General features: G+C 58.7%; 23 protein-coding genes and 1 pseudogene. 13 read left to right on the top strand and 11 right to left on the bottom strand.

Annotated elements, in window-relative coordinates:
- The first annotated feature begins 11 nt into the window (after window positions 1-11).
- From OO258_RS10265 to OO258_RS10285, 5 genes are all read left to right on the top strand, one after another.
- Window positions 12-1418, top strand: coding sequence for a sensor histidine kinase (locus OO258_RS10265; RefSeq protein ID WP_266030213.1), 1407 nt, complete (start codon window positions 12-14; stop codon window positions 1416-1418).
- Window positions 1419-1433: 15 nt separating this feature from the next.
- Window positions 1434-2063, top strand: a complete 630-nt coding sequence (locus OO258_RS10270) for a response regulator transcription factor (RefSeq protein ID WP_266030214.1) — start codon at window positions 1434-1436, stop codon at window positions 2061-2063.
- A gap of 145 nt (window positions 2064-2208) precedes the next feature.
- Window positions 2209-2682, top strand: a complete 474-nt coding sequence (locus OO258_RS10275; RefSeq protein WP_110744100.1) for a MarR family winged helix-turn-helix transcriptional regulator — start codon at window positions 2209-2211, stop codon at window positions 2680-2682.
- A gap of 30 nt (window positions 2683-2712) precedes the next feature.
- The gene (locus OO258_RS10280) at window positions 2713-3906 is read left to right on the top strand and encodes an HlyD family efflux transporter periplasmic adaptor subunit (RefSeq protein ID WP_266030215.1); all 1194 of its coding nucleotides are present in this window, start codon (window positions 2713-2715) and stop codon (window positions 3904-3906) included.
- On the top strand, window positions 3903-5438 hold the full coding sequence (locus OO258_RS10285) for a DHA2 family efflux MFS transporter permease subunit (RefSeq protein ID WP_266030216.1): 1536 nt from the start codon (window positions 3903-3905) through the stop codon (window positions 5436-5438). Before OO258_RS10280 ends, OO258_RS10285 begins: the two co-directional genes overlap by 4 nt.
- 150 nt (window positions 5439-5588) lie before the next feature.
- On the opposite strand, the gene ppnN is transcribed toward OO258_RS10285, so the two are convergent.
- Window positions 5589-6962 (bottom strand): nucleotide 5'-monophosphate nucleosidase PpnN, encoded by a 1374-nt coding sequence (gene ppnN, locus OO258_RS10290; protein WP_266030217.1) that lies wholly within the window; start codon window positions 6960-6962, stop codon window positions 5589-5591.
- A 100-nt stretch (window positions 6963-7062) separates the two neighbouring features.
- Window positions 7063-8124: a YeiH family protein gene (locus tag OO258_RS10295; RefSeq protein ID WP_266030218.1), complete on the bottom strand. Its 1062-nt coding sequence runs from the start codon at window positions 8122-8124 to the stop codon at window positions 7063-7065.
- Between the two features lie 111 nt (window positions 8125-8235).
- Between OO258_RS10295 and OO258_RS10300 the strand changes: the two genes are divergently transcribed.
- Window positions 8236-9123 carry a LysR family transcriptional regulator gene (locus tag OO258_RS10300; RefSeq protein WP_266030219.1) on the top strand — a complete coding sequence of 296 codons (888 nt, stop codon included), beginning with the start codon at window positions 8236-8238 and terminating at the stop codon, window positions 9121-9123.
- Window positions 9124-9239: 116 nt separating this feature from the next.
- On the opposite strand, the gene OO258_RS10305 is transcribed toward OO258_RS10300, so the two are convergent.
- The 7 genes from OO258_RS10305 to OO258_RS10335 all read right to left on the bottom strand — a co-directional run bounded on the left by OO258_RS10305 (window position 9240) and on the right by OO258_RS10335 (window position 16847).
- Window positions 9240-10592, bottom strand: a complete 1353-nt coding sequence (locus OO258_RS10305) for an OprD family porin (protein ID WP_266030220.1) — start codon at window positions 10590-10592, stop codon at window positions 9240-9242.
- 193 nt (window positions 10593-10785) lie between these two features.
- The gene (locus OO258_RS10310; protein ID WP_266030222.1) at window positions 10786-11940 is read right to left on the bottom strand and encodes an acyl-CoA dehydrogenase family protein; all 1155 of its coding nucleotides are present in this window, start codon (window positions 11938-11940) and stop codon (window positions 10786-10788) included.
- A 74-nt stretch (window positions 11941-12014) separates the two neighbouring features.
- Window positions 12015-13364, bottom strand: coding sequence for an MFS transporter (locus OO258_RS10315; RefSeq protein ID WP_266030224.1), 1350 nt, complete (start codon window positions 13362-13364; stop codon window positions 12015-12017).
- A 72-nt stretch (window positions 13365-13436) separates the two neighbouring features.
- Window positions 13437-14282 (bottom strand): fumarylacetoacetate hydrolase family protein, encoded by an 846-nt coding sequence (locus OO258_RS10320; RefSeq protein ID WP_266030225.1) that lies wholly within the window; start codon window positions 14280-14282, stop codon window positions 13437-13439.
- 18 nt (window positions 14283-14300) lie between these two features.
- Complete coding sequence (locus OO258_RS10325; RefSeq protein ID WP_047602697.1) at window positions 14301-14513, bottom strand: biotin/lipoyl-containing protein; 213 nt, start codon at window positions 14511-14513, stop codon at window positions 14301-14303.
- 28 nt (window positions 14514-14541) lie between these two features.
- Window positions 14542-16074 (bottom strand): acyl-CoA carboxylase subunit beta, encoded by a 1533-nt coding sequence (locus tag OO258_RS10330; protein ID WP_110743196.1) that lies wholly within the window; start codon window positions 16072-16074, stop codon window positions 14542-14544.
- Complete coding sequence (locus tag OO258_RS10335; RefSeq protein WP_110743195.1) at window positions 16071-16847, bottom strand: enoyl-CoA hydratase/isomerase family protein; 777 nt, start codon at window positions 16845-16847, stop codon at window positions 16071-16073. Before OO258_RS10335 ends, OO258_RS10330 begins: the two co-directional genes overlap by 4 nt.
- Window positions 16848-17033: 186 nt before the next feature.
- Here OO258_RS10335 and OO258_RS10340 point away from each other — a divergent pair, with 186 nt between their 5' ends.
- Genes OO258_RS10340 through OO258_RS10350 form a run of 3 tightly spaced genes read left to right on the top strand, consistent with a single transcriptional unit; the run spans window position 17034 to window position 19788 of the window.
- Complete coding sequence (locus OO258_RS10340) at window positions 17034-18422, top strand: acetyl-CoA carboxylase biotin carboxylase subunit (RefSeq protein WP_110743304.1); 1389 nt, start codon at window positions 17034-17036, stop codon at window positions 18420-18422.
- 12 nt (window positions 18423-18434) lie between these two features.
- Window positions 18435-18836, top strand: a complete 402-nt coding sequence (locus OO258_RS10345; protein WP_266030228.1) for a cupin domain-containing protein — start codon at window positions 18435-18437, stop codon at window positions 18834-18836.
- A 4-nt stretch (window positions 18837-18840) separates the two neighbouring features.
- Window positions 18841-19788 carry a hydroxymethylglutaryl-CoA lyase gene (locus tag OO258_RS10350; protein ID WP_110743193.1) on the top strand — a complete coding sequence of 316 codons (948 nt, stop codon included), beginning with the start codon at window positions 18841-18843 and terminating at the stop codon, window positions 19786-19788.
- 46 nt (window positions 19789-19834) lie between these two features.
- Here OO258_RS10350 and OO258_RS10355 read toward each other — a convergent pair whose 3' ends face one another.
- Both OO258_RS10355 and OO258_RS10360 read right to left on the bottom strand, forming a co-directional pair.
- A complete protein-coding gene (locus tag OO258_RS10355) occupies window positions 19835-20431 on the bottom strand; it encodes a TetR/AcrR family transcriptional regulator (RefSeq protein ID WP_266030231.1) in 597 nt (198 codons plus the stop codon).
- 34 nt (window positions 20432-20465) lie between these two features.
- On the bottom strand, window positions 20466-21233 hold the full coding sequence (locus OO258_RS10360) for an SDR family NAD(P)-dependent oxidoreductase (protein ID WP_110743192.1): 768 nt from the start codon (window positions 21231-21233) through the stop codon (window positions 20466-20468).
- A gap of 266 nt (window positions 21234-21499) precedes the next feature.
- Here OO258_RS10360 and OO258_RS10365 point away from each other — a divergent pair, with 266 nt between their 5' ends.
- The 4 genes and pseudogenes from OO258_RS10365 to OO258_RS27635 all read left to right on the top strand — a co-directional run.
- On the top strand, window positions 21500-23020 hold the full coding sequence (locus OO258_RS10365; protein WP_266030233.1) for a class I adenylate-forming enzyme family protein: 1521 nt from the start codon (window positions 21500-21502) through the stop codon (window positions 23018-23020).
- 8 nt (window positions 23021-23028) lie between these two features.
- A complete protein-coding gene (locus tag OO258_RS10370) occupies window positions 23029-23805 on the top strand; it encodes an enoyl-CoA hydratase/isomerase family protein (protein ID WP_266030234.1) in 777 nt (258 codons plus the stop codon).
- A gap of 96 nt (window positions 23806-23901) precedes the next feature.
- Entirely contained in the window at window positions 23902-24756 is an 855-nt protein-coding gene (locus OO258_RS10375; protein WP_110743189.1) for an acyl-CoA thioesterase, read from the top strand.
- Between the two features lie 229 nt (window positions 24757-24985).
- A pseudogene (locus OO258_RS27635) lies at window positions 24986-25444 on the top strand (carbohydrate porin); the annotation flags it as partial.
- Between the last annotated feature and the right edge of the window lie 138 nt (window positions 25445-25582).

The raw sequence follows: 25582 nt of genomic DNA on the forward strand, positions 1-25582 counted from the left end.
AGCCGGCCACTTTGGATAACACTGTTTCCCCCTTGCTCGCCAACGACCCCCAACCCAGCCTGCTGCTGGCCGGCGATGCCAGCCCACTGGCGCTAAACCCGGCATTGCAGGCGTGGGTCGCCGAAGGGCCGGCGCTGCACAGTTGGCTGCCGGCAAACTGCGCGGCGCTGGTACGTGCCTGCCTGCGGCAGCACCGGGCAATCAGTGACGTCGAGGTGCAGGTTGGCGAGCGCGTCGTGCTGTGGACCTTCATGCCGGACGATCAGGGCCAGCGCGTGCTGGGCCGCTGCCGTGACGCCAGCGAAGAGCGCCAAGGTGCACGCGAAGCCAGCCGCGCACGGCGCCTGTACCGGCTGATTATCGAAAACACCACCGACCTGATCTCGCGGCACAGCCCAGATGGCCGCTTTCTCGATGCTTCACCGGCCGCCTACCGCCTGTTGGGGCTGTGGCCCGAGCAACTGCGTGGCCTGCGCGTGCACAGCCTGCTGCACCCGCGGGAGCGCCGCCAGGTGCTGCGCCAGGCGGCCGCGGCTCTGGACCAGGACGGCTACCACACCATGACCTGCCGGGTACGCCAGGCGAGCGGCGGCTACCGGTGGTTCGAAATCGCCAGCCGGGCGATCCGCGAGACCTACACCGGCGCGGTAGTGGAGGTAGTCAGTGTGTCTCGCGACATCACCTTGCGCATCGAAGCGCAGGAAAGCCTTGCCCATAGTGCGCGCCTGTCCACCCTGGGTGAGCTGGCCTCGGGCATTGCCCACGAGATCAATCAGCCACTGGCCGCGGTGGTCAACTATGCAAACGCCAGTCAGCGCTACTTGCAAAGCCTGGAGCACGATCCCCTGGCCCGCGAACGGGTAGGGGAAGGCCTGCTGCGCATCAGCCAGCAGGCTACTCATGCGGCCGAGGTGATTCGCCGCCTGCGCGCCTTCTTGCGCAAAGGGCCACGGCGCCTGCAGGCCCTGGATGTGGCCGAGGTGGCCGGTGAAGCCATGCGCCTGTGTGCGTGGGAAGCGGCGCGTGACCAGGTGCAGGTGGAATTGCGCATGGAGGGGCAGTTGCCCTTGGTCTATGCCGACCGGGTGCTCCTGGAGCAGGTACTGCTCAACCTGCTGCGCAATGCCATCGATGCCAACCGCGAGCAGCATGGCGAGCGGCCGTCACGTATCCTGCTCGGTGCTGCGCGCGAGGGCGACGGCGTGCAGATCGAGGTCGCCGACCAAGGCCGGGGCGTTGCACCTGAACGGCTGGATGAAATCTTCACGCCGTTCACCACCAGCAAGGCGGACGGCCTGGGCCTTGGCTTGAGCATGAGCCGCAGCCTGATCGAAGGCTTCGGCGGCAGCCTGTGGGCGCGGGCGGGTGACGGCGGTGGTCTGGTACTGTGCTGCCGGCTGGCGGTCAGCAGGGGATAAGGGGGGAGTGTGGCGGTGCAAGCGAAAGTGTATGTGGTCGATGATGACCAGGGGATGCGTGACTCGACAGTCTGGCTGCTGCAGTCGGTGGGCTTGCAGGCCCTGCCGTTCGCCAGCGGGCAGGCGTTTCTCGATGCTTGCGTCGATGATGGCCCCACCTGTGTGTTGCTGGATGTACGCATGCCGGGGCTGGGCGGTTTGGCCGTGCAGCAGGCGATGCGCGAGCGTGGCCTGGGGCTGCCGGTAATCTTTGTCAGCGGCCATGCCGATGTGCCGATCGTGGTGCGGGCGTTCAAGGCCGGAGCCTGCGACTTCATTGAAAAACCTTACAACGACCAGTTGCTGCTCGATAGTGTGCAGGCGGCGTTGGAGCACGCCGGGCGGGCGCGGCAGGGCGACCAGGCGCAAGCACTGGTGCAAGCGCGTATAGACAGCCTGACCCCACGTGAGCGGGATGTGTTCGTGCCGTTGGCCCAAGGCTTGAACAACCGTGAGATCGCCGAGCAACTGGGCATCAGCGTGAAAACCGTCGACCTGTACCGCGGTCGAGTGATGAAGCGCCTGCAGGCCACCAGCCTGGCAGAGTTGGTGGGCATGGCCATTGCCTGCGGGGCGGTCGAAGCGTTGGGCCTGCGAGCGTTGTAACTGCGACTCGGGTTCTGTTGTGCCTCACGGTTCGTGTTGAGCCCATCGAAGCAAAATCATGAATTTTCCATAGCAGGCTAATCAAAGCTTTGACATTCACTGCCTAGGCAGTAATATTTTTACACAATTACCCGAGCAGTCCCTGATGGCCCATTTTTCTCCCGAAAACTTCCAGACCTGCGCCATCGGCATGCTGCTTGGCCGGGCGGCGATCCTCAAGGACCGCATCCTCGACTGGCATCTTGAATCTGAGGGCGTCACTGCCGCGCAGTTCAAGGTGCTGATCATCGTCACCCAGTACCAGGTGGATACCCCAGCGGAGCTCTGCCGCTACCTGGGTCTGGACAGCGGTTCGATGACCCGCATGCTCGACCGCCTCGAGCAGAAGGGCCTGATCGTGCGCACCCGCTGTGCCGATGACCGCCGACTGGTGCGCCTGGCGCTGACTGCCGACGGTCAGCGCCTGGCCGACCGCCTGCCGGAAATCGGCGCTGGCGCCATGAACGAATTGTGCGGTGCGTTGGCCCCAGAGGAGTTGAAGGCCCTGGAAGGCCTGCTGGCCAAAGTCCTGCTCGCTGCTGGCGACCCGTTGACGATCCGCCGCTTTGGCGACCGTTGAACCCTGTCACGAATTATCCAAGGTATTGTCATGGCTACTCCCGCAGACACCCCGACTCCCTCCGCCGCGCCCGAGCCTTCGCGCAAGCGTAAAGCCTGGCTGCTTGGCCTGTTGTTACTGGTGATCCTTGCCGGTATCGGCACCTGGGCCTGGTACAGCCTGGTCGGTCGCTGGCACGAAAGCACCGACGATGCCTACGTCAATGGCAACGTGGTGGAGATCACCCCGCTGGTCACCGGTACGGTCACCAGCATTGGCGCCGATGACGGCGACCTGGTGCATGCTGGCCAGGTGTTGCTGCAGTTCGACCCGGCCGACAGCGAAGTGGCCCTGCAGTCCGCAGAAGCCAAGCTGGCACGTACTGTGCGGCAAGTGCGCGGGTTGTACAGCAACGTCGACTCGCTCAAGGCCCAGCTGGAAACGCGCCAGGCCGAACTGCGCAAGGCGCAGCAGGACTTCAACCGGCGCAAAGTGCTGGCCGACAGCGGGGCGATAGCCGCAGAAGAACTGTCCCACGCCCGCGATGACCTGAGCGTGGCCCAGGCTGCGGTCAACAGTGCTCGCCAGCAGCTGAGCACCAGCAGCGCGCTGGTCGACGACACCGTGGTGTCCTCGCACCCCGAGGTCATGGCGGCCGCAGCCGACCTGCGTCAAGCCTACCTCGACCACGCCCGCACTACCTTGGTGGCGCCGGTCACCGGCTACGTCGCCAAACGTACCGTGCAGTTGGGCCAGCGCCTGCAGCCGGGCACTGCGACCATGGCGGTAATCCCGCTCGACCAGGTGTGGATCGACGCCAACTTCAAGGAAACCCAGCTGCGTGACATGCGCATCGGCCAACCGGTGGAAATCAGTGCCGACCTGTATGGCAGCGACGTCAAGTACAGCGGCACGGTCGACAGCCTCGGCGCTGGTACCGGCAGCGCTTTCGCCCTGTTGCCGGCGCAGAACGCCACCGGCAACTGGATCAAGATCGTCCAGCGCGTACCCGTGCGAATTCACCTGAGCCCGGACCAGCTCAAGGACCACCCGCTGCGTATTGGCCTGTCCACCGTGGTGGAGGTCGACTTGCACGACCAGAGCGGCCCGACCCTAGCCCAGCAGCCACCCCAGCAAGCCAGCTACACCACCCAGGTCTATGACCGCCAGCTGGTCGAAGCCGACCACCTGATCGCCCAGCTGATTCATGAAAACAGCGCTCCGGGCAAGACGGCGCAGCGATGAGCAACAATGCCGCTGCGCAGTTCACGCCGCCAAGCCTGCTGCTGACCACCATCGGCCTGTCGCTGGCGACGTTCATGCAGGTGCTGGACACCACCATTGCCAACGTCGCCTTGCCGACCATTTCCGGCAACCTGGGGGTGAGCTACGAGCAGGGCACCTGGGTCATCACTTCGTTCGCGGTGAGCAATGCCATCGCCTTGCCATTGACGGGCTGGCTGAGCCGGCGCTTTGGGGAGGTGAAACTGTTCATCTGGGCCACGCTGCTGTTCGTGCTGGCGTCGTTCCTGTGCGGTATCGCGCAGTCGATGCCCGAACTGGTCGGCTTTCGTGTGCTGCAAGGTGTGGTCGCCGGGCCGCTTTACCCGATGACCCAGACGTTGCTGATTGCTGTCTACCCCCCGGCGAAGCGGGGGATGGCGTTGGCACTGCTGGCGATGGTCACGGTGGTGGCGCCCATCGCCGGGCCGATTCTGGGGGGCTGGATCACCGACAGTTACAGCTGGCCGTGGATCTTCTTCATCAACGTGCCGATCGGCCTGTTCGCCGCCGCTGTGGTGCGCCAGCAGATGCGCGCGCGGCCAGTGGTCACCAGCCGCCAGCCGATGGACTACATCGGGCTGATGACGTTGATCATCGGCGTGGGGGCCTTGCAGGTGGTGCTGGACAAAGGCAACGACCTGGACTGGTTCGAGTCGTCGTTCATCATTGTCGGCAGCCTGATCTCGGTAGTGTTCCTGGCGGTGTTCGTGATCTGGGAGCTGACCGACCGGCACCCGGTGGTCAACCTGCGCCTGTTCGTGCACCGTAACTTCCGCGTTGGCACGATTGTGCTGGTCGGTGGTTATGCCGGGTTCTTCGGGATCAACCTGATCCTGCCGCAGTGGTTGCAGACGCAGATGGGTTATACCGCGACCTGGGCGGGCCTGGCGGTGGCGCCTATCGGCCTGCTGCCGGTGATCATGTCGCCGTTCGTGGGCAAGTATGCCCACCGGTTCGACCTGCGGGTGTTGGCGGGGCTGGCGTTCCTGGCGATCGGTACCAGTTGCTACATGCGTGCGGGGTTCACCAGCGAGGTGGATTTCCAACATGTGGCGTTGGTGCAGTTGTTCATGGGGATAGGGGTGGCGCTGTTCTTCATGCCGACCTTGAGCATCCTGCTGTCCGACCTGCCACCGCACCAGATTGCCGATGGCTCGGGGCTGGCGACCTTCCTTCGTACTCTGGGCGGGAGCTTTGCCGCTTCGTTGACGACGTGGATCTGGATTCGTCGGGCGGACCAGCATCATGCCTACCTGAGCGAGAACATCAGCCAGTTCGACCCGGCAACGCGGCATACCCTTGAACAACTGGGTGGTGCCACCCCGCAGAGTTATGCGCAGCTGGAGCAGATACTTAACGGGCAGGCCTACATGATGTCGACGGTGGACTACTTCACCTTGATGACCTGGGTGTTTGCCGGGTTGATCCTGTTGGTGTGGTTTGCCAAGCCACCGTTTACCGCCAAGGCGGGGCCGGCGTCGGCGGGACATTGAGCCAGACACAAGGCAAGATCCCGTCGCGCTCGCGTTGATTTGCTTCTAAGCGCGCGGTAGCAGAGGTGCCGCAGATTGCGGCTTCAGGAGGCCTGCGTCCGGCCTCCTGAAAGTCGCGAACATCAAGATCAAAAGCCAGATCGAGATGGGTCAGGTTGCAACTTGATAACAGGGTACATAGGCCGCGCCGCCAGGCAACTTCATCCTGTGCTGGTCGACGAACGCCTGCAGCAGCCGGCCCAGCGGGTCGAGCACGGCACTGTCGCCGTGAATTTGATAGGGGCCGTGCTCCTCGATCAGGCGGATACCCTTGTCCTTGACGTTGCCGGCAACAATGCCGGAAAAGGCCCGGCGCAGGTTGGCCGCCAGCTCATGCGCAGGCAGCTCTCGGCGCAGGTCCAGCTCGGCCATGGCCTGGTGGGTCGGGTCGAAGGGGCGCTGGAAGCTCTCCTCGATCTTCAGCAGCCAGTTGAAGTGGAAGGCATCATTGCGCTCGCGGCGGAACTGCTTCACCGCCTTCAGCCCTTCGACCATGCGCCGGGCGACTTCCGTCGGGTCGTCGATGATGATCTCGTACAGGCGGTGCGCCGCCTCACCCAGGGTGGCGCCGACGAAAGCGTGCAGCTGTTGCAGGTAAGGCTCGGCACTGCGCGGGCCGGTGAGCACCACCGGGAACGGCACGTCGCGGTTGTCCGGGTGCATGAGGATGCCCAGCAGGTAGAGGAACTCCTCTGCCGTACCGGCACCGCCGGGGAAGATGATGATGCCGTGGCCGACACGTACGAAGGCTTCCAGGCGCTTCTCGATGTCCGGCAGGATCACCAGTTCGTTGACGATCGGGTTGGGTGCCTCGGCAGCGATGATGCCCGGCTCGGTCAGGCCCAGGTAGCGGCTGCCGTGCATGCGCTGCTTGGCATGGGCGATGGTGGCGCCCTTCATCGGGCCCTTCATCACACCCGGGCCGCAGCCTGTGCACACGTCCAGCTTGCGCAGGCCCAGCTCGTGGCCGACCTTCTTGGTGTATTGGTACTCCTCGCTGCTGATCGAGTGGCCGCCCCAGCACACCACCATCTTCGGCTCCACACCGGGGCGCAGGGTGCGGGCGTTGCGCAGCAGGTGGAATACGTAGTCGGTGATGCCCTGGGAGCTTTCCAAGTCGATGCGCTGGCTGGCCAGTTCGCTTTCGGTGTAGACGATGTCGCGCAGGGCGCTGAACAGCATCTCGCGGGTGCTGGCGATCATCTCGCCATCGACAAACGCGTCAGCCGGGGCATTCAGCAGCTCCAGGCGTACGCCTCGGTCCTGTTGGTGGATACGCACCTCGAAGTCCTTGTAGGCCTCGAGAATGGTCTTGGCATTGTCGACATGGGCGCCGGTGTTGAGGATGGCCAGGGCGCACTGGCGGAACAGGGTGTAAAGGCTACCGGTACCGACTTCACTCAATTGCTGCACTTCACGTTGTGACAGCGTCTCCAGGCTGCCTTTGGGGCTGACGGATGCATTGATGACATGGCGTTGAGGCATCTAAGTCTTTCCTGTGCGGGTAAAACATCCTTCTTTGACACCACCATACCTAGAAAATTGGACTCCCACGAGGGGGGCTGCGAAAAACCTTGGGATTGGCTCAGCCCAACAGCTTCTGTACCCCCAGGGTAATCGCCAGGCCACCCCCCACCAGCCACAGGTTGAGGAGCGCCCCGGTAGCCAGCGCCCGTGGCCCGGCCTGGCGGATCTGGCTGAAACGGGTCTCCATGCCCAGGGCCGTCATGGCCATGGTCAGGGCAAAGGTGTCCAGGCTGTTGACCGCCTGGGTCACGCTGCCAGGCAATACCTGCAGCGAATTCACCAGCACCAGGGCGAGGAAGCCGAAGGCGAACCAGGGCATGGCGATGCGCCCGTTGCCCTGCGCCTGGCCGGCCTGGCGCGAACGGCTGATCCACAGGCCCACCAGCAGCAACACCGGCACCAGCAGCATGACCCGGGTCATCTTGACGATGGTGGCGATATGCGTGGCCTCGGGGCTGACGTTGCTGGCGGCGCCAACCACCTGTGCGACTTCATGAAGGGTGCCGCCCAGCAGCAGCCCGGCGCCCATGGTGTCCAGGTGCAGCCAGCCGGCGTTGATCGCCAGGGGGTAGAGGAACATCGACAAGGTGCCGAACAACACCACGCTACCCACTGCCATGGCGCTTTTGTGCGGGGCGCTGCGCAGCGCCGATTCGAAGGCCAGGACGGCGGCGGCACCACAGATGGCGCTGCCGGCGGCAGTCAGCAAGGCGGTGTCGCGGTCCAGTTTGAACACTTTCATGCCGCACCACAGGCCGATCAGCAGGGTGCTGCCAACCACCAGCAGCGACACGATCAGCCCCGACCAGCCGACTTCGGCAATTTCCTGCAGGCTTACCCGCAGGCCAAAGAACGCCACGGCGATGCGCAACAGGCCGCGAGCCGAAAAGTTGATACCTGCCGCCCAGCTTGCCGGTACGCCGTCACGCAGCGCGTTGCCATACAGCGCCCCAGCGACGATACCGACGATCAGCGGGCTGATGCCGAGGTTGGCGATAGCGGGCATGGCCGCCAGTTGCGTGACCGCCAGCGCGAACAGCGCGACGAACAGAATGCCATTGAGCCGCCCTTTGGTAGAAAGGGTAGGGGCGTAAGCAGGGTTGGACGGAACCGTGGCCATGTGAGTCCTCCGGAAAGGTGTTTCGACAAGGGCTACGTTAATACGGTTATAAGCTTATAAAAAATCGTAATTTAAAATGGCAAATATCCGAATAGCTGATATTTTCTAATCATGACCCCTGAACAGCTGATAACTTTCGCCACGGTTGCCGAGCACGGCAACATCAGCCATGCAGCTCAGGCCCTGCACCTGTCGCAGCCGGCAGTGTCCGGCCAGCTCAAGCTGCTGCAGGAAGCGTTTGGCGAGCCCCTTTACCAACGTGCCGGCCGCGGCGTGCGGCTGACGGCGGCTGGCGAGCAGCTGCTGGCGCATGCCGAACGCCTGCGTGAAACCTTCCGCCAGGCGCAGGCGCTGCGCGAGGCCATGCAGGGGCTGGAGCGTGGCACTTTGCGCATCGGCGCCAGTACCACCCCGGCCAGCTACCTGTTGCCTTACCTGATCGCCGATTTTCATGGGCGTTATCCGGACGTGCTGGTCACCACCACGCATGGCAACACGGCGGAGATAGTCGCTGCCCTGGACGGTGTCGATATTGCCCTGATCGAAGGCCCGCCCGGCCAGGAGCTGCCGTTGGGTACGGCGTTGACGGCGTGGCGCGAGGACGAGATCGTGGCGATTGTGCCGCGCGGCCATCCACTGGCTGATAAGGACCAGCACACACTGGCATCGCTGGGGGCCTACCCATTGGTGCTGCGCGAGAGCGGTTCGGGGGTGCGGCAAATCGTCGAGCGCGCGTTTGCCCGTGATGGCGTGGCGATGCGGGTGGCCTTGGAGATCGCCGGGGTGGAAGGCGTGAAGGAGGCGGTGCGGGCCGGGATGGGAATCGGTTTTGTCTCGGCGATGTCGATCCGCCATGAGGATGGGGCGCTGCACCGTTTGCAGGTATTGCCGCACGGGTTGGTCAGGCGGTTTTCCATCCTGATGCCGCATGCGGCCACGCCGTCGCGGGCGGCGGCGCGGTTTCTGGAGTTGTGTGTGAGTATGCGGGACGAGGGGTGAACAGGCCGGCCCGGTGGGCGCGGGTTCACCCGCTAAGGGGTCACAGGCGCCATGAATTCAACTTGAAGACGTGCTTTTGAGATCCCTTATGGCCTGGGCGCCTACGGCGCCCGAGCTTAGAAAATATTCAATGGAAATTCGGTAATCAGCCTGACCTCATCGATGTCGAGGTACCTGTAACCGCTGGTAGCCCGGTGAGTGGATTGCCTGAGACGAAATGATAAATCGCGCGCCGGCCCAGACTGGATCACGTACTTGATATCGAAATTTCTCTCCCAATGCTTGTTATCCTTGTCGTTGTCGTACACGTGGCGAGCGGTGTAGAAGGGGTTATGACTGTGCGCGTTGTTCATACCATCCCCCCTGACATATCTCGTCATGAAGCTAAGCCCTGGTATGCCTAGGGCTGCGAAGTCGAAGTCGTATCTCAGTTGCCAGGATCGCTCATTGGCCTCGGTGAACGTCGCGTACTGGACAGCATTCCCGATGGTAATGGTTCCGCCCATGGTGCCAAAGCCGATCCAGTCCAAGGGTTCGTCACCGTTGACCCGCTGGTGAATGACTGAGAATGTATGGCCGCCGGTAGTGTAGGCACTGGAAAATGACCAGGACGTGTTGTTGATGGGGCCCGCGATGCTTTTGCCATAGTTTAAGGTACGGTAAATGTTGAAGTCGAAAGCGACCCTTTGGCCTTCATCAATGGCGTAAGCGTACTTACTGTTGCCGTAGTATTGGTGCCAAGCCTCTTCCAACTGACCTGCATAGAGAGCTAACGATAAATTATCTTGCTGGTATCGCCCGCCAATAAAACTAGCCGAGTCGTAGGTGATGGCAGTCCCTCCACGCTTGAGGGCGTAGTCAGTCGTGAATTTGTCGTCGCTGTTGGAGGCGTCAACGCCGGTCTGTCTCGTGTAGTGGCCTGCCTCCACAGTGAAGTTGTCAAATTCGTTAACGTTTAACTGAAGGCCCGTGGCGGCGCTGGGGAATAGCCGAACAGTATTCACCGCCAGTACAGGTGTCATTGGCATCTGTTCGCCATACTTCAGCGTGCTTTTTGATGCACGAAGCTTTAGCGCGCCACCCACCCTGGAATATTCATCGCCAGGCTTGCCATCGCCGTCGATGGGTAGCAGTCGCAAGCCTGCCGTACCGCCTCCTGCACTCAGCTTGAGGCCTAAGATGGCATTGGCATCTACCCCAAGACCGATTGCTCCGGGTGTAAAGCCGGACTGATAATCCAGAAGAAAGCCTTGGGCCCACTCCTGTGCGTAACCATTTCTTTCGTTAACGGGCTTGAAGGCGTTTGTGCCGGTTGCACTTGAACTGCCGTTACGGAAATCTCGGTGGAAGAAAAAATTCTTATGGGTAAGCCGGAGTCTTGCGTCATCTAAGAATGGGTTTTCCGCTGCATTTGCCTGAAATGAGGAGATGCAGAGAGCGCCCATCAGCATTGCGCAATGGCGTGACATCTTATGTACCTTCCTTATTGTTGTTGTTTGGGGAGGTAACGCATGTTTATGAGCGTTTTAGGGCCACGAATTGTCGTTTGAGGTTGCTCATTCATTCGTGTGCGCGTGTGTACTATTACGCAGGCATGCACGCATGCCTGCGGCATTGAAGCTGTAATAACGGCGCTCTAGTACCCATCGCGAGGTTTTGATTTCAAAATGATCGAGGCAACTCAAGCCAGCGCTCACCCAGCAGGTTTGCAAGCATGTCGTCGGTCAGTGGTGCAAAAGAGTAGAGGCGAATATCGCGGTAGTAGCGTTGCATCGGATATTCCAGATCAAAGCCAGCTCCCCCCATTGACTCCATGCCAACCCTGACCGCTTCGTTGGCAGCTTTACTGGCGGCAAGCTTGGCGACGGCGCTGGAAACTTCGATATTCTGATGGCCTTGCTCCTCTGCAATCGCAGCCATTTGGGTCGTGAGCCACGCCTGCTCCAGCGCGACGCCGGCATATACCAGGCGATGCTGTAGCGCCTGGAACTGACCGATAGGTCGCCCGAACGCTTTGCGATCCTTGGCGTACTCAACTGCCAGCTGCTGAGCGCCTCGACCAATCCCAACGGCAACTGCAGCGGCGTTCAGCCGCTCAGCGTTGAGCGTGCTCAACACTTGGATAAAACCCTGATCGACTTCGCCCAGCACTGCGTCATCCGAGAGCTTTACGTCGTCGAAGGCAACAGAGCAGGTGTCGTAGCTGTTGATAGCGAAGGTATTGATCTCTGAGGCCGAAACGCCAGGTGCTGACTTATCGACGAGGAACATGGTTACGCCGCGCGAGCGGTGGTCGCCGGTGCGAGCGAGGACAATGAGCAGGTCAGCGTGGATCGCGCCACTGATCCAATATTTGCCACCGGTGAGTCGCCAACCGTCATCAACTCGCTTGGCCTTGGTGCGCATCGCCTGCAGGATGTCAGTGCCACCACTTTCTTCAGTCAGGCAGAACGATGCTTTGATCTCGCCAGCGCAAAGTCTAGCCAGGTATTGATCTTGCTGCTGTGGCGTCCCGTATTGGCTGAGCAGTCGCGTAGCCATGAACTGAACGACGCCGAAGACTGCCATGGAGGTGGCCCTGCGGCCTAGCGCCTCCAGGGTCAGAACCTGCAGCTTGGGCGTTCCCCCGGATCCCCCGAAGTCTTCGTCGATACCCACGCCCCAGACGCCAAGCTCAGCCAGTGCTTTATGCAGGTCGAAATCAAATTTCTTGGCATTATCCAGCTTCTGTACATGCTCAACGGGAGCCACCCTGTTGATCGTGCCTTCCACTGCATCGCAGTACAGCTGCTCTTCTTCGGATAGGTTCAAGAACATCCTAGTCTCCTGGGCTTATTGATTGCGAAGAAGCCGGGGCCATGTGCCTTCCCGGCCACTGGAGAGGAAATCAGTCAGTCAGGTTTACCGACAGCAAGGGCATGCTTAGGCATGAGCGTGAGCATGCAGAGCGCTGCGATCACCATGATCAGGCTGATCGCATACATGCCCGCGTGATCCTTACCCGTCAATTCGCGCGCAAGACCAATGATCGAAGGTGCAGCGAAACCGCAGAGCGAGCCCAACGAGCTGACCAATGCAATCCCTGCCGGCGCACTTTTGCCTTTGAGGTAGGTCGCTGGAATTGCCCAGCAGACGATGATTGCCCCACTGAACCCGAACGCTGCTCCACCCAACAAGGCGAGGGACAGGGGGAGGGAAGTAGAGAAGGTAGAGAGGGACAGCATTGCTGCCCCGAACAAGATACTGATGCAGTAATGCATGCGTCGCTCGCGTCGCAGGTCAGAGCTGCGACCGATCAAAATCATCCCAAGGGCGGCGCAGGTGAAGGGGAGCATTGCGTAGAGCGAAATGTGGGTGATGCTGGAAACACCGAGCTTTTGGATCGTGGTCGGCAGCCAGAAATTGAACGCGTAGGTACCGAGAGCGGAGCTGAAATAGAGGAACGCCAGCACATAGACTTTCGGGTCGATGAGCGCGCTGAATATCGCCTGGCCACTGTGTGGGTTGACCGCATCCGGGTCGAGCGTTGCCTTGTCATGAGCCATCAGCTCTTGATGCAGAGCCTTCTCATCGGTGCTGAGCCAGCGCGCCTGTTCGGGCTTATCGCAAAGCAACAGGAAGCAGGCGATCCCGATGAAGATGATGGGTACGGCTTCAAGCAAGAACAGCCACCGCCATCCCGCCAAGCCAGAAACACCATTCATTGACTCCATGATGATGCCGGAGATTGGGCCCCCCAGGATCGGCGCAACAAGTGTGGCAAGCAGAAGCGTGCCGGTGACTCGACCGCGCATATAGCTTGGGAACCAGTAGCTCAGATAGAGAATCACGCCGGGGAAGAATCCAGCTTCAAAGATGCCAAGCAGCAAACGCAAGAGATAGAGCTGCTGTGCGGTCGTGACAAGCATGGTAGCGGCCGATGCAAGCCCCCAGAGCACCATGATTCTCGTCATGGTTTTGCGGGCGCCTATCTTGTCTAGCAGTAGATTGCTTGGGATCTCGAACAGCGCGTAGCCAATAAAAAAGATGCCCGCCGCGAAGCCGTATTGGCTTTCGGTCAAGCCTAGGTCGGGGAGCATCTGAAGCTTCGCATAGCCGATGTTCACCCGATCAAGGAAGGCGAAGATGTAGGCGACAAAGATCAGAGGGATAACCCGCAGTGCTATTTTTCGAAACAGCACACGATTGATTGCGGTAGCTTCAGCAAGGCGCCAGCTGGAGGCGTCGATCGTCGATTTCATGGTGAGTCCAGTGTTGTTATTGTGCGGACTTCGAATGAAAGGCGCGCGTGGACGCCTTCCACCATTTAAGTATTACTCAGCATTTACGGTATTTTTGAGTGTTCCGATTCCCTCCACTTCAACTTCAACAACATCACCAGGTTTCATCCACAATGGCGGGGTACGGAATGCACCTACGCCACCGGGGGTTCCAGTTGCGATCACATCTCCCGGCAGAAGCTCGGTGAAGGTTGAGATGTATTCAATCAACTCAGGGATCTTGAACAGCAGATCATCAAGGCCTTCACGCTGAACCACCTCACCGTTCAGGCGCGTCTCCAGGACGAGGCTGTCGATATCGGTGATTTCGTCCTGGGTGACGAGCCAAGGGCCAAAGCTACCGCTCCCGACGAAATTCTTACCTGCAGTGAACTGCAGGGTGTGTCGCTGCCAATCACGAATGGATCCGTCGTTGAAAAGGCTGTAACCGGCTACGTGCTGAAGCGCATTTTCTTTTGAGATGTGCCGACCCGATTTGCCTATGACGATCGCCAGCTCGCCCTCAAAGTCGAAAGCAGCAGAGGCCTTGGGTTGGATGAGTGGCTGATCATGACCAACCTGAGCACTCGCGAATCGAGTGAACAGGGTGGGGTGCTTTGGTACTTCGCGGCCAGTCTCGACTATATGCTTCAGGTAGTTCAGGCCGACACACAGCACCTTGTCGGGGTTTGGGATGACTGGCAGCCATTGGACCTGGTCTACGCTCAGCGTCGGCGCATCGCGCAGCGCAGCGAGTTCATCCAGACCGTTGCTGGACGCTAGAACGGAGCGCAAATCGGAATAACGTTGACCGAGCACTGCGCCGGCGTCCGAAACGGTGTCGCCATCAACGACACCGTACGAACTGCGCCCGTCATAGATGAAGGATGCAATTTTCATGGACAAAATCTCTCAGGATTAACCCAGGACAATGAGAACGTGCCCGTCGTCGACGGTGTCGTTTTCTACGACCTTGATTTCTTTAACGACGCCCGAGTCATCGGCCTCTACCGGGATCTCCATCTTCATGGATTCCATGATGATGACTTCATCGCCGAAGTTGATCTCCTGCCCCACCTGAACGTTGATCTTCCAAATGTTGCCGGCCATGGGTGCTTTGATTTCGCTCATCAGCTAAATCCTTTCTAATTGTCAGGGGTTAAACCGGGTAGATGCCGTTGCGGCGATCGATGCGAGGAATTTCACGGCGGCTGTACAAGGCAAAGCGCTTGATCAGCTCGTCACGCAGATCGTCTGGATCGATAACCGCTTCGAAGGAGAATTGATCCGCAGGATCGAACGCGTTGATGTCCTTGGCGTAGGCCTTCTGCTTCTCATCGATGAACGCAGCTCGCGCTTCACCTTCCAGGGCCTGGATCTCGTTGTAGTGGATGGCGTTGATGGCAGCCTCTGGGCCCATCAGAGCCGGCATTGCACCCGGCAAGGCGAGCTGTGCGTCAGGCATGGTCGGACCACCTGACATACCCAGGTAGCCACCGCCGTAACCTTTGCGAACCATGACGGAGATGCGCGGCACCTTCGCCTCGCACACGGCATGCAGCAGCTTGGCGCCGTGACGGATGATCCCCGCTTTTTCCACGGCGCTACCGATCATGTAGCCACTGATGTCCTGCAGGAAAAGCAGTGGAATGTTGAAGGCGTTGCACGCCCAGATGAAACGGGTAGCTTTGTCTGCGCTGTCGTTGAACAGAACACCGCCTTTGTTCTTCGAGTTGTTCGCGATAATCCCGACAGGGCGGCCGCCCAGGTAAGCGAACGCGGTGTAGATCTCTTTGGCAAAGAGCGCCTTCACTTCAAAGATCGAGTCTTCGTCCACAAGCGATTCAACGAGCTCCCTCACCTCAAACGGACGGTTCTGGTCTGCGGGAACGATTTCGGTGATCGAACGTTTGGACGCGGGCTGTTTCGGCTCACGCAGAGGAGGAAGCTGGCTGTTGTGGCTTGGGAAGAAGCGAAGGTAGTCAGCCGCTGCCTTGAGTGCTTCTTCTTCATTTTGCGCCAGGTAGTCGCCGAGCCCGCTCATGGCGCAGTGCATGCGAGCACCGCCCATTTGCTCTTCAGTTACCTTCTCGCCGATTGCCGCTTCAGCCAGCCGCGGAGAACCCAGGTAAGCAGTTGCCTGTTTGTCGACCATGATGACCAGGTCGCACAACGCTGGTACATAGGCAGAACCCGCGGGAGAGGGGCCGAACATGACGCAGACCTGGGGTACTACCCCCGAGATTTGCACTTGCGTGTAGAAAATGTTGCCCCATGCGATCCTTCCCAGGTAGCAATCGAACTGGCTGTCGATACGAGCGCCAGCACTGTCCACGAGGTAGATGATTGGCATCTTGGCATCCACAGCAATTTCTTGCATGCGAACGATTTTACGGAAGGTGTGGTAGCCCCAAGTGCCCGCTTTGACAGTCATGTCGTTTGCAATGACAGCGACTTCTTGGCCGTTGATCTTGCCAATTGCAGTTACCACGGCGTCGCCAGGCATTCCGCGAGATGCGCCGACCAGCAAACCGTCCTCAAGGTACTCACCGTTGTCGAAGAGCATGTTGAGACGGTCGCGGACCAGGATCTTACCTTGAGCCTGGTGTTTTTCTTTTGCTTTGTCTGAACCGCCGGCGCGTGCAATTTCGACGCGACGTTGCAGTTCTTTTACGTTTTCGTAGCCGCTCATGCCTTCACCTCTTTCTTGGCAAAAAATTTCTCGATACCGCGACGAAGCTCTTCGGAGCACATGAAGGCAGGACGCAGGCCGCGGGCCAGTTCCAAGCCTTCAATCAGGCCGACGGACGAGATCTTGTTGAACGCGTGCTTGCCCCGACGGACAGTGGCGGGCTCCAGATGTGTGAAGGTTTTCACCAGCTGGTCTACCAGCGTGTCGATTTCATCAGCCGTCGCAACGTGATTGACGAGGCCCATGCGGTAGGCCTCCTGGGCATCAATGGTGCGGCCGGTGAGGGCCAGATCCAGGGCGTGGCGCTCTCCCAGCCGACCTAGAAGCGCCGGAAGGATGAAAAGCGGGAAGAGGCCAATCTTCACTTCCGGAGAGCCGAACTTGGCGCCTTCGGTGCAATACGCAAAGTCGCACGCAGCGACCAGGCCGCACGCTCCAGCCATGGCTGGGCCAACGACGCGGGCAATCACCGGCTTACTCAGGGTCGGAATTACGCTGAAAAGGCGCTGCCAAGGTTCGCCGGTTTCCCACAGCTGGGTACCACCTGCATCGACAGTCGAAAGAAATTCGTCGAGGTCACCGCCAGAGGAGAAGCACTCGCCTTCACCCGTGATGACAATGACTCGGATGTCCTGCTCACCATCCAGCTGTATCAACGTGTCGACCAGGTTCCTGGCAGTTGCGGTGGCGATCGCATTTCGCTTGGCAGGATTGCTCAGGATGATGGTGGCGCGGGGGCCTTGGCGCTCGACCAGGAGCTGCGTTGTGCTCAAGGGATTCTCCTTTTTTGTTTTACTAACCGTTGTTAGTTTTCGAGAGTATAGCTAGGCTTTGTTTCCAGCACAAGCCTGGTCGTCGTTTTTCAGCTTATGGTCGCATTGCCTAGAGATAGCGGCGCACAAGCAGAGGCGAACGTATCGATGCTAGTGACTTACAACTGTTAGTTTTAGGAGATGATCGTGACAGAACAAAAACTACTGATCGCGAATCGCGGCGAGATCGCATGCCGGGTGATTCGCTCCGCCAAGGCTCTCGGAATTCCTACCGTTGCGGTGTATTCCGAAGCAGATGCCGAATCTCAGCACGTGAAGGCTGCTGATGAGGCGTTTCTGATTGGCCCGTCCAAAGCGGCGGAAAGCTATCTAGATGCGGAGAAGGTGTTGCGAGTTGCCAAAGAGAACGGTGTAACACTGGTACACCCCGGCTATGGCTTCTTGTCTGAAAACACCGACTTCTCCGACGCTTGCGCTGCTGCCGGCATTACCTTCATTGGCCCCACCGCTGAGGTGATCAAGGCAATGGGGGACAAGCAGCGCTCCCGTCACCTGGCCATCAAAGCGGGTGTTCCTGTGCAACCCGCCGCGGAAAACGTTACTGCCGAAGATCCTGAGGCGCTGATCAATGCCGCCAGAGTGGTGGGTTACCCACTCTTGGTCAAAGCTTCAGCGGGTGGTGGCGGTATCGGGCTCAAGCCTGTTCATTCGCCTGCTGACCTGGTTGAGGCGGTCGCTGCAACACAGCGTATGGCCGAGCGTGCTTTCGGCGATGGGACTGTCTTCCTGGAAAAGCTGATTGAAAGTGCTCGCCACATCGAAGTGCAGGTGTTTGGCTTTGGCAATGGTGAGGCTGTGCACCTCTTTGAGCGCGATTGCTCGATCCAGCGCCGCTACCAAAAGGTGCTTGAAGAGTCTCCCGCGCCGAACGTGCCGTCGGATGTCCTGGCGCACATGGCGGAAGCTGCCGTAAACCTCGCCAAACTCTGCCGATACGATGGTGCCGGTACCGTAGAGTTTCTCTACGACGACAAATCGAAATCGTATTTCTTCCTTGAGATGAATACGCGTATTCAAGTAGAGCACCCTGTCACGGAGGCTGTGACTGGGGTAGACCTGGTTGAAGCTCAAATTCGTCATGCGCTGGGGGAGGGCGTGGAGGCTGAGTTGACGCAGCAATCGATCCAGCGCAATGGGCACGCCATTGAGGCCCGTCTCTACGCGGAGTCTCCTGAGAAGAAATTCATGCCTGCTCCAGGCCTGATCGAAGCGCTCGAGATGCCTCAGGTCGAGGGCGTTCGGATTGATGGCGGGTTCGTAGCCGGTGATCGAATCACGCCTTTCTACGACCCGATGATCATGAAAATAATTGCTCATGGGAAAGACCGTGCAGAGGCAGTTTCTCGCCTCAAAAAAGCACTTTCCGAGCTCAAGATTTCCGGCCTGAAAACCAATCGTCAGTTCCTGCTCCGCGTGTTGGCTGAACCTGCGTATCTCGAAGCAAAGGTTCACACTCGCTTCATTGATGAGCACAGCGAAAGCCTGTTCGCTGTCGCCGCAGAACAACAAGCTTAAGAGGAGATCGTCATGGCTGTTACCACACCCAACGTGCCGGGCATTGAAGGTCTCGCTGAACTGGCGTCGCGCTATATCAACGTTGAATCACTCCCTTGGAAGCCTACGCCAACACCTGGCATCGACATGAAAATTCTATTGCAGGATAAGGAAAGCGGCCTGCTCACTGCATTATTCCGTTGGGCGCCTGGCACCAAGCTTCCTTTGCATGAGCATGTCGAGGTGGAGCAGACCTACGTGCTGGAAGGCAGCATCGTAGATGACGAGGGTGAGGTGGTCGCAGGCGACTTCGTTTGGCGTCCTCGCGGTAATCAGCATCTGGCGCGATCGCCCAATGGGGCGCTGGTGCTTTCCTTCTTCCTTCGCCCGAACAAGTTCCTGGAAGGCGTACACGCTGGTCAGAATCTGGAGTAAACAAATGAGCGACCTGCCAAAGAAAATCTTGATCAACGAAGAGGGGCCCCGTGAAGGGTTCCAGATCGAAGCCAATCCTATCCCACTGCATCGGAAGACTGAGCTGATTGAAGCGCTCGCTGAGACGGGCCTGAAGCAGATTGACTGCGTTTCTTTCGTCAATCCGAAGCGCGTTCCAGGGATGGCGGACGCTGATGAGCTGGCGGCTGCCATCAACAAGAAGCCTGGCGTGCGCTACACCGGTCTCTGGCTGAACCAGCAAGGGCTAGAGCGTGCTTACAAATCTCAGCTCGATATCATCGGCGCGATCCGGGTAACTGCGTCAGAAGCGTTTTCAGTCAACAACACCAACAAGAACATCGAGCAGACGCTCGATGAGCAGCGCGCTTGGCTGAAGTCATACGCAGAGCATGGTGTTCCAGTTGAGTGGGGCTACGTCATGACTGCTTTCGGGTGCAACTACGAAGGCTATATGCCCATCCCCCAGGTTGTCCGAATGGTGGGAGAGGTGCTGGATCTGGCGACCGAAGCCGATGTACAGCTCAAGGGTGTGTACCTTGCTGACACCGTTGGCTGGGCAAATCCATTGATGATGGAAAGGACGATTGGCGCCATTCGCGAGAAGTGGCCCGACCTGGCGTTAGGTCTCCACCTTCACGACACTCGGGGGACAGGTTTGGCGAATGTGTACGCCGCGCTGAAGCTGGGCGTTGCGAAATACGACAGTTCCTGTGCGGGGCTGGGTGGCTGCCCATTCGCAGGCCATCGCGGTGCTGCAGGGAACATCTGCACCGAAGACCTCGTATTCATGTGTGAGGAGATGGGTATTGAAACTGGCGTCAATCTCGACGCCTTGATCGAAGTCGCAAAACTTGCAGAGGATATCTTCGGTCGACAGCTACCCGGCAAGGTCATGCATGGTGGTAGCTTGGAGCGTTACAAAAAGGCTTGACGCAAGCTGGCAGTGAAAACCCCACCTTCGAGGTGGGGTTTTGGGTTCAAGTGGATTTAAATCCTACCATTCTGAGCGACAGTTCGATGTGTTGCCGCTCCAGCTCCTCCAGCCCGAGCTTCCCCCCCGGCTGATACCAGGTGCAGATACCGGTCAGCATGGAGATCAGTGCTTTGGTTGTGAGGTTGCAGTCAGAGACATTGAAGATTCCTTCCTGCACGCCATCCTCGATGATTTGACGAACCCGACGCTCGTACTCTGAGCGCAAGCGGGTAACCATGCGGTAATTGTCCTCATCCAGGCTGCGAAGCTCCATATTGCCGATGAAGACCTCCTTGCGGCGCTCAGTATGGAAATGCAGATGCACGCCTACCATGGCCTCAAAACGCTGATATGTGGATGGCTGAAGGTCCACCTTTTCGGTGAATTCCATCAGCAGATCGCGCATCACGGCCTTGAGGACTGTGGCTAGGAACTCTTGCTTGTTGCTGAAGTAGTTGTAGAGGGAGGCAGCTTTGATGCCGACCTGCTCCGCAAGGGTTCTCAGGGTCATCGCCTCGTAGCCGTACTTGGCAATCAAGTCCACGCCAGCGGTGTGAATGGCCAATTCGGTGACTTCTCGTTTCGCGCCTACAGGTCGCATCAGGTAAATGTCTCTTCAAGAATGGGAGGGCGGCTTAGCGGGTCAGATAGCCACCATCCACAGGAACCATCGCGCCAGTAATATAGCTTGCCAGGTGCGAGGTCAAGAACACTGCCGGCCCTACCAGCTCGTGCGGTTCCCCCGTACGCCCCATGGGCACGTGACTGAGAAAGGCCTCAAGCTTGCCAGGATCTTGCCGTGTTTCTTGCGACATAGCCGTCGGGAACGAGCCTGGCGCGAGTCCATTTACACGGATACCGTCAGCGGCCAATTCGGACGCCAGTGCCTTGGTAAATTGCAAGACCGCCCCTTTGGACGTCACGTAGCTGGACAGTGAGGCCAAGCCGGATGTGTAGCTGTGGATGGAGCCGATGTTGAGAACTGAGCCTTTCGTTTCTTTCAAGTGCGCAAGGAAGGCATGGGTGACATTGAACATGCCAGTTACATTCACTGCCAGGGTTCGACGCCACTGCTCCGGGCTCTTTTCGCTGGCGAATGGGGCACGGAAGAGCAGGCCCGCATTGTTGATCAGCGCCGTGATACTGCCGATTTCACGCCTTATGAGATCTGCGAGATTGATACAAGCGGCCTCGTCACAGATATCGAGGGCAAATGCATGAGCCTTACCACCTTCGTCGCATATGGCTTTGGCTGTCCCTGATGCGGTGTTCATGTCAATGTCGGTCACGATGACGGTCGCGCCGGCGATGGCAAAACCATGGGCGAGGGATGCGCCATTCCCTCGGCCGCCTCCCGTGATCAGCACGATTGCATCATCGAGGCGTAGTGAAAGGTCTAGCATGGTGAGTCCTCATCTTGTTTTTGGTATAGGAAACTAACAAGCGTTATTTTTATCTCCTTTCGCTTGAATTACAAGGTATTCAGGCCTTGCGTGGCCTGTTTTTCCGCTGGATCCCGGCTGTCTGTAGGCATTCTTGTTCTAAAAATCCGGCGTTTCCCCTATTGCAAACTAACGTGGGTTAGTTATTCTGGGCGTCCAGACGGCTCGGACGCTGCGTGAACATCTGCGCGCTGAGGAGCCTCAAAACAATTACAAGAGGATTTTTCATGTCTAGCCGTATGCTGCTGGGTGGTCACATCACCCACAATGCCAAGCGTTTCCCCAGCAAAGTGGCCCTGATCGATAAGGTCGGACGCACGACCTACGCAGAGTTCGAGTCCGGTGCCAACCGAGTAGGCCACGCGCTCCTGGCGCAGGGTGTTTCACATGGAGACAAGGTCGCGTTCCTTGCCAGCTCGAGCCGCCAATGGGTCGAGGCGTTCTACGGGGTCGTCAAGATCGGTGCCGTAGCCGTGCCACTGAACTATCGGGAAACGCCTGAGCAGATTTCCATGATGCTCGAGGACAGTGGCTCAAAGGTGCTGTTCGTATCCGAGCAACATGTTGAAGCCTTTGGTGGGTTGCTGGAAACGCTGCGATTTCCCGTGGTGAATCTGGAGTCGCTGGATGCGTTCAAAACAGATTATGCAGACGCTCCCCACCCGACAGACCGCCTGAGCGAACATGATCCTGCCGTGATTCTCTACACCGGAGGCACGACCGGGCGATCCAAAGGCGTGCTGCTGAGCCATTCCAATCTCTTCTGGAACTCGCTCAACGAAATCATCGACACAGACATGGTGGAGGGCGATAACACGTTGATCGCTACGCCGTTGCACCATTCTGCAGCGCTCAATTGCTGGTTGCTCCCCCACTTGTACCTCGGGGCTACCGCTACGCTGCTTGAGAAATATGCCACTGAAGAGGTGCTGTGCGTCATCGATAAAGAGCGCGTTACCAACACCTTCATGCCGCCCTCGCTGGCACGCGAGTTCGTCTTGCACCCGCTCGCCAAGGAGCTGGATGTGAGTTCCATGACCCGGTGGTACGTAGGCAGTGGCATTCTTACCGCAAACGACCGCAGCGCCATGAAAGCATGCATCCCTGGCGTGAAGATTTACTACCAGTATGGCCTCACTGAAGCTGGCCCGATTGCGACGGTGCTCAAGGAGGAGGATTACGACCGCGCTCGTGGATCGATTGGCCGGGCCTTCCAGAACATCGAGGTGGCTATCGTTGACGACAAGGGCAACATTGCACCTCCAGGCGAGATTGGCGAGATCGTCCTGCGGGGTCCTACCATCATGTTGGGCTACCACAACCGCCCCGATGCGACGGCTGATGCGATTGACCAGGATGGTTGGCTACACACTGGCGACCTTGCGCACATGGATGCCAACGGTTTTGTGTACTTCTACGACCGTCTGAAGGACATGATCAAAACCGGCGGGCTGAATGTCTATTCCCAGGAAGTCGAGGCCGTGCTGGCAAAACATGATCACGTTCGCGAAGTTGCAGTGATCGGTCTGAACAACGAGCGCTGGGGTGAAGAGGTTACCGCGATCATCGTGCTGCACGATGGGGTGGTCGGTGATCCTGAGCTGCTCGTCGCGCATGCCCGGGAGCATCTGGCTAGTTACCAGCTGCCGAAGCGTGTCGAATTCATCACCTACGCGGATATGCCGTTCAACCACAACGGCAAGATTCTCAAGCGCGAACTCCGTCAACGTTTTGAGCCGCAGGGCTGAGGATAATCATGGCTATCGACTTCGAAAAACAAGGTCCTGTCGCCCTGGTGACGATCAATCGTCCTCAGGCCATGAACGCCATTGACCTGAACACGCATCTGGCCTTCCAGGAGATCTGGTCGCGGATCAATACCGATGACGAGATCCAGGTTGTGGTATTGACGGGGGCCGGCACCAAGGCCTTCTGTTCAGGCGCCGACATCGGCACCTTCTTGCCCTATCTGCGTGAGAGGGCGGTCAAGGAACTGGACGATGGTGACTTTTGCGGTATCAACCGCGGTTCGCCGACGACCAAACCGATCATTGCCGCCATTAACGGTCTTGCCTATGCCGGAGGGCTTGAAATCGCGTTGGCCTGCGACCTGCGCATTGCTGTGGATTATGCCAAGTTCGCGCTTCCGGAGCCGCGGTGGGGTGTCATCGCCGGTGCCGGTGGCGTCACTCGATTGTCCCGAGTGGTCTCCAGCGCCCTGGCGACTCAAATGGTGCTGACCGGCGAGCCTATTGGCGCCGAGCGAGCGCTCGCAGAAGGATTGGTGAGTGAGCTCACTACCTCGGATAACCTTCTGCCGCGTGCTTTGGAAATTGCTCACAGCATCACCAAAAATGGCCCTCTGGCTGTGCGGGCGTCGTTGCAAGTGATTCGACGCGGCGCTGACTGCGGTCTTGACGCTGCGTTGGAATTGGAGCGCACGGCTTTCCGTCGAATCCTTCTGAGCGAAGACTTCAAAGAAGGTATTGCAGCGTTCACCGATAAACGCGAGCCCGCTTACAAGGGGCGGTGAAGCACTGGACATAACGAGCGCTGCATGGGCGTGAGGGTGGGTAGGTTGTCTCCCGCCTTTTGCCTGTCCATGCGCGCGCCAGCGAGGCGAGTCTAGATGAGTACGCCGGCAGAGAAGTTAGCCGCCATCTTCGCTTTGGAGGAGGTGGAGGCCAATGTATTCAAAGGTGAGAGCCAGGACCTGAGATTACCTCAGCTTTTTGGTGGGCAGGTATTAGGCCAGGCAGCGATGGCGATGACGCGTACGGTGCTGGCAGATAAAAAACTGCATTCCCTGCACGGGTACTTCGTGCGTCCAGGGCGTGCGGACGCGCCCGTGATGTATGAGGTCGAGACCGTTCAGGACGGTCGAAGCTTCAGCCGCAGGCGGCTCACAGCCTGGCAGGATTCGAAAGTCATTTTCGTTGGAGATGGTTCATTTCATACTGTTGAAGAGGGGTTTCACCACCAGCACTGCGCGCCTGAGGTCGCCGTTCCGTCTGCCTTGCCGACGGAGCTGGAACTCCTGGCCGGGGATGCTGATTTGATCGAAGAGATCAAACGTCGCCACGAAGCCGCCAATGCGCTGGAGATCCGACCGGTAGAGCCTATTGATCCTAGCGCTCCCAAGGCTCGTGCGCCGCAAAAGAGTTTCTGGTTCAGGTTTGCGCAGCTCACCACTCGCGATACTGACGTTCATCGAAGCTTGCTGGCTTATGCCAGTGATACGGCACTGCTGATTACGTCTTTGCTTCCGCATGGCGTTTCCGATATGCAGCGAGACATGCGGGTTGCCAGTCTGGATCATTCGATTTGGTTCCACGGCGATTGCGTCGTGGACGAGTGGCTCCTGTATGTCAATGACAGCCCTTGGAGTGGGGCGGGCCGAGGCCTTTCGCGGGGCTCGATTTTTGACCAGCAAGGGCGGCTTATTGCCTCTGTTGCACAAGAAGGACTTATTCGGAAACTCTGATTTCTCTATCAGCGGCCTCACGTTTGGGGTCGCTATTTTTTTGCATGCTCAAAACGCTCTTCTGACTCAAAAATAATAATTGGTGCCTAGAGGGTACCATTCAAGAAGGGAAACAAAAAATATGAGATTTTCTGCGCCTGAGATTAAGTGCGCGAGCACTGCGTTCGCCCTGTTTTTAAGTGTGCCTGCAACCTGTATCGCAGAGACAACCTCTACTTCAATGCCATGGATGTTGGGTACCTGGGGTGGCCTGAGAGACGAGCTACACCAGAAAGGTGTCGACTTCGACCTCAATTACAGAAGTGACAGTGCGTACAATGCGCACGGTGGCTACGACAAGGACAAGAAACTCGCCTACGCCGATCAGTACATGTTTTCGGTCAGTGCTGACTTGGACAAACTGCTAGGCGCATCTTCTTCAAAGTTTGTCATGACGCTAATTAATCGTAATGGCGAGGAGTTGGCCAAGGCGCGGTTGACTGACCCGCGATCAGGTTCATTGACCCAGACGCAGAACGTGTATGGGCGCGGTAGTGTTACGCGGCTGTCTCAGCTCTACCTCGAAACCCGCTTGGGAAAACCTAACTCGTATTTCAGAATGGGTCGATTCGGGCCAGAGGAATTCGGTCAGTTTGATTGCGATTTTCAAAACCTGATTTTTTGCGGTAATTCAGGCGGGAACTGGCATGGGGATGACTGGGCGGTTGCAGGAGCTGAGTGCAACACAGTTACTGGATTGAGGCGGGAGCCTCGTGATGCTTGGCCATCAGCTCGGTCATGACCTCGATGGGGCACTTGAAACCGAAGCGCTTACGCGGTCGGATGT

Origin of the sequence: Pseudomonas sp. DCB_BI, from assembly GCF_026240995.1 — a bacterium.
Lineage (GTDB): Bacteria > Pseudomonadota > Gammaproteobacteria > Pseudomonadales > Pseudomonadaceae > Aquipseudomonas.

What these genes read in the sequence shown, in the direction of transcription:
- OO258_RS10280 (WP_266030215.1), top strand. Translation starts at nt 2,713, where the DNA reads ATGGCTACTCCCGCAGACACCCCGACTCCCTCCGCCGCGCCCGAGCCT.
- OO258_RS10370 (WP_266030234.1), top strand. Translation starts at nt 23,029, where the DNA reads ATGGCTATCGACTTCGAAAAACAAGGTCCTGTCGCCCTGGTGACGATC.
- OO258_RS10375 (WP_110743189.1), top strand. Translation starts at nt 23,902, where the DNA reads ATGAGTACGCCGGCAGAGAAGTTAGCCGCCATCTTCGCTTTGGAGGAG.
- OO258_RS10300 (WP_266030219.1), top strand. Translation starts at nt 8,236, where the DNA reads ATGACCCCTGAACAGCTGATAACTTTCGCCACGGTTGCCGAGCACGGC.
- OO258_RS10310 (WP_266030222.1), bottom strand. Translation starts at nt 11,940, where the DNA reads ATGTTCTTGAACCTATCCGAAGAAGAGCAGCTGTACTGCGATGCAGTG.
- OO258_RS10305 (WP_266030220.1), bottom strand. Translation starts at nt 10,592, where the DNA reads ATGTCACGCCATTGCGCAATGCTGATGGGCGCTCTCTGCATCTCCTCA.
- OO258_RS10275 (WP_110744100.1), top strand. Translation starts at nt 2,209, where the DNA reads ATGGCCCATTTTTCTCCCGAAAACTTCCAGACCTGCGCCATCGGCATG.
- OO258_RS10330 (WP_110743196.1), bottom strand. Translation starts at nt 16,074, where the DNA reads ATGAGCGGCTACGAAAACGTAAAAGAACTGCAACGTCGCGTCGAAATT.
- OO258_RS10285 (WP_266030216.1), top strand. Translation starts at nt 3,903, where the DNA reads ATGAGCAACAATGCCGCTGCGCAGTTCACGCCGCCAAGCCTGCTGCTG.
- OO258_RS10360 (WP_110743192.1), bottom strand. Translation starts at nt 21,233, where the DNA reads ATGCTAGACCTTTCACTACGCCTCGATGATGCAATCGTGCTGATCACG.
- OO258_RS10345 (WP_266030228.1), top strand. Translation starts at nt 18,435, where the DNA reads ATGGCTGTTACCACACCCAACGTGCCGGGCATTGAAGGTCTCGCTGAA.
- OO258_RS10350 (WP_110743193.1), top strand. Translation starts at nt 18,841, where the DNA reads ATGAGCGACCTGCCAAAGAAAATCTTGATCAACGAAGAGGGGCCCCGT.
- OO258_RS10320 (WP_266030225.1), bottom strand. Translation starts at nt 14,282, where the DNA reads ATGAAAATTGCATCCTTCATCTATGACGGGCGCAGTTCGTACGGTGTC.
- OO258_RS10315 (WP_266030224.1), bottom strand. Translation starts at nt 13,364, where the DNA reads ATGAAATCGACGATCGACGCCTCCAGCTGGCGCCTTGCTGAAGCTACC.
- OO258_RS10295 (WP_266030218.1), bottom strand. Translation starts at nt 8,124, where the DNA reads ATGGCCACGGTTCCGTCCAACCCTGCTTACGCCCCTACCCTTTCTACC.
- OO258_RS10365 (WP_266030233.1), top strand. Translation starts at nt 21,500, where the DNA reads ATGTCTAGCCGTATGCTGCTGGGTGGTCACATCACCCACAATGCCAAG.
- OO258_RS10355 (WP_266030231.1), bottom strand. Translation starts at nt 20,431, where the DNA reads ATGCGACCTGTAGGCGCGAAACGAGAAGTCACCGAATTGGCCATTCAC.
- ppnN (WP_266030217.1), bottom strand. Translation starts at nt 6,962, where the DNA reads ATGCCTCAACGCCATGTCATCAATGCATCCGTCAGCCCCAAAGGCAGC.
- OO258_RS10325 (WP_047602697.1), bottom strand. Translation starts at nt 14,513, where the DNA reads ATGAGCGAAATCAAAGCACCCATGGCCGGCAACATTTGGAAGATCAAC.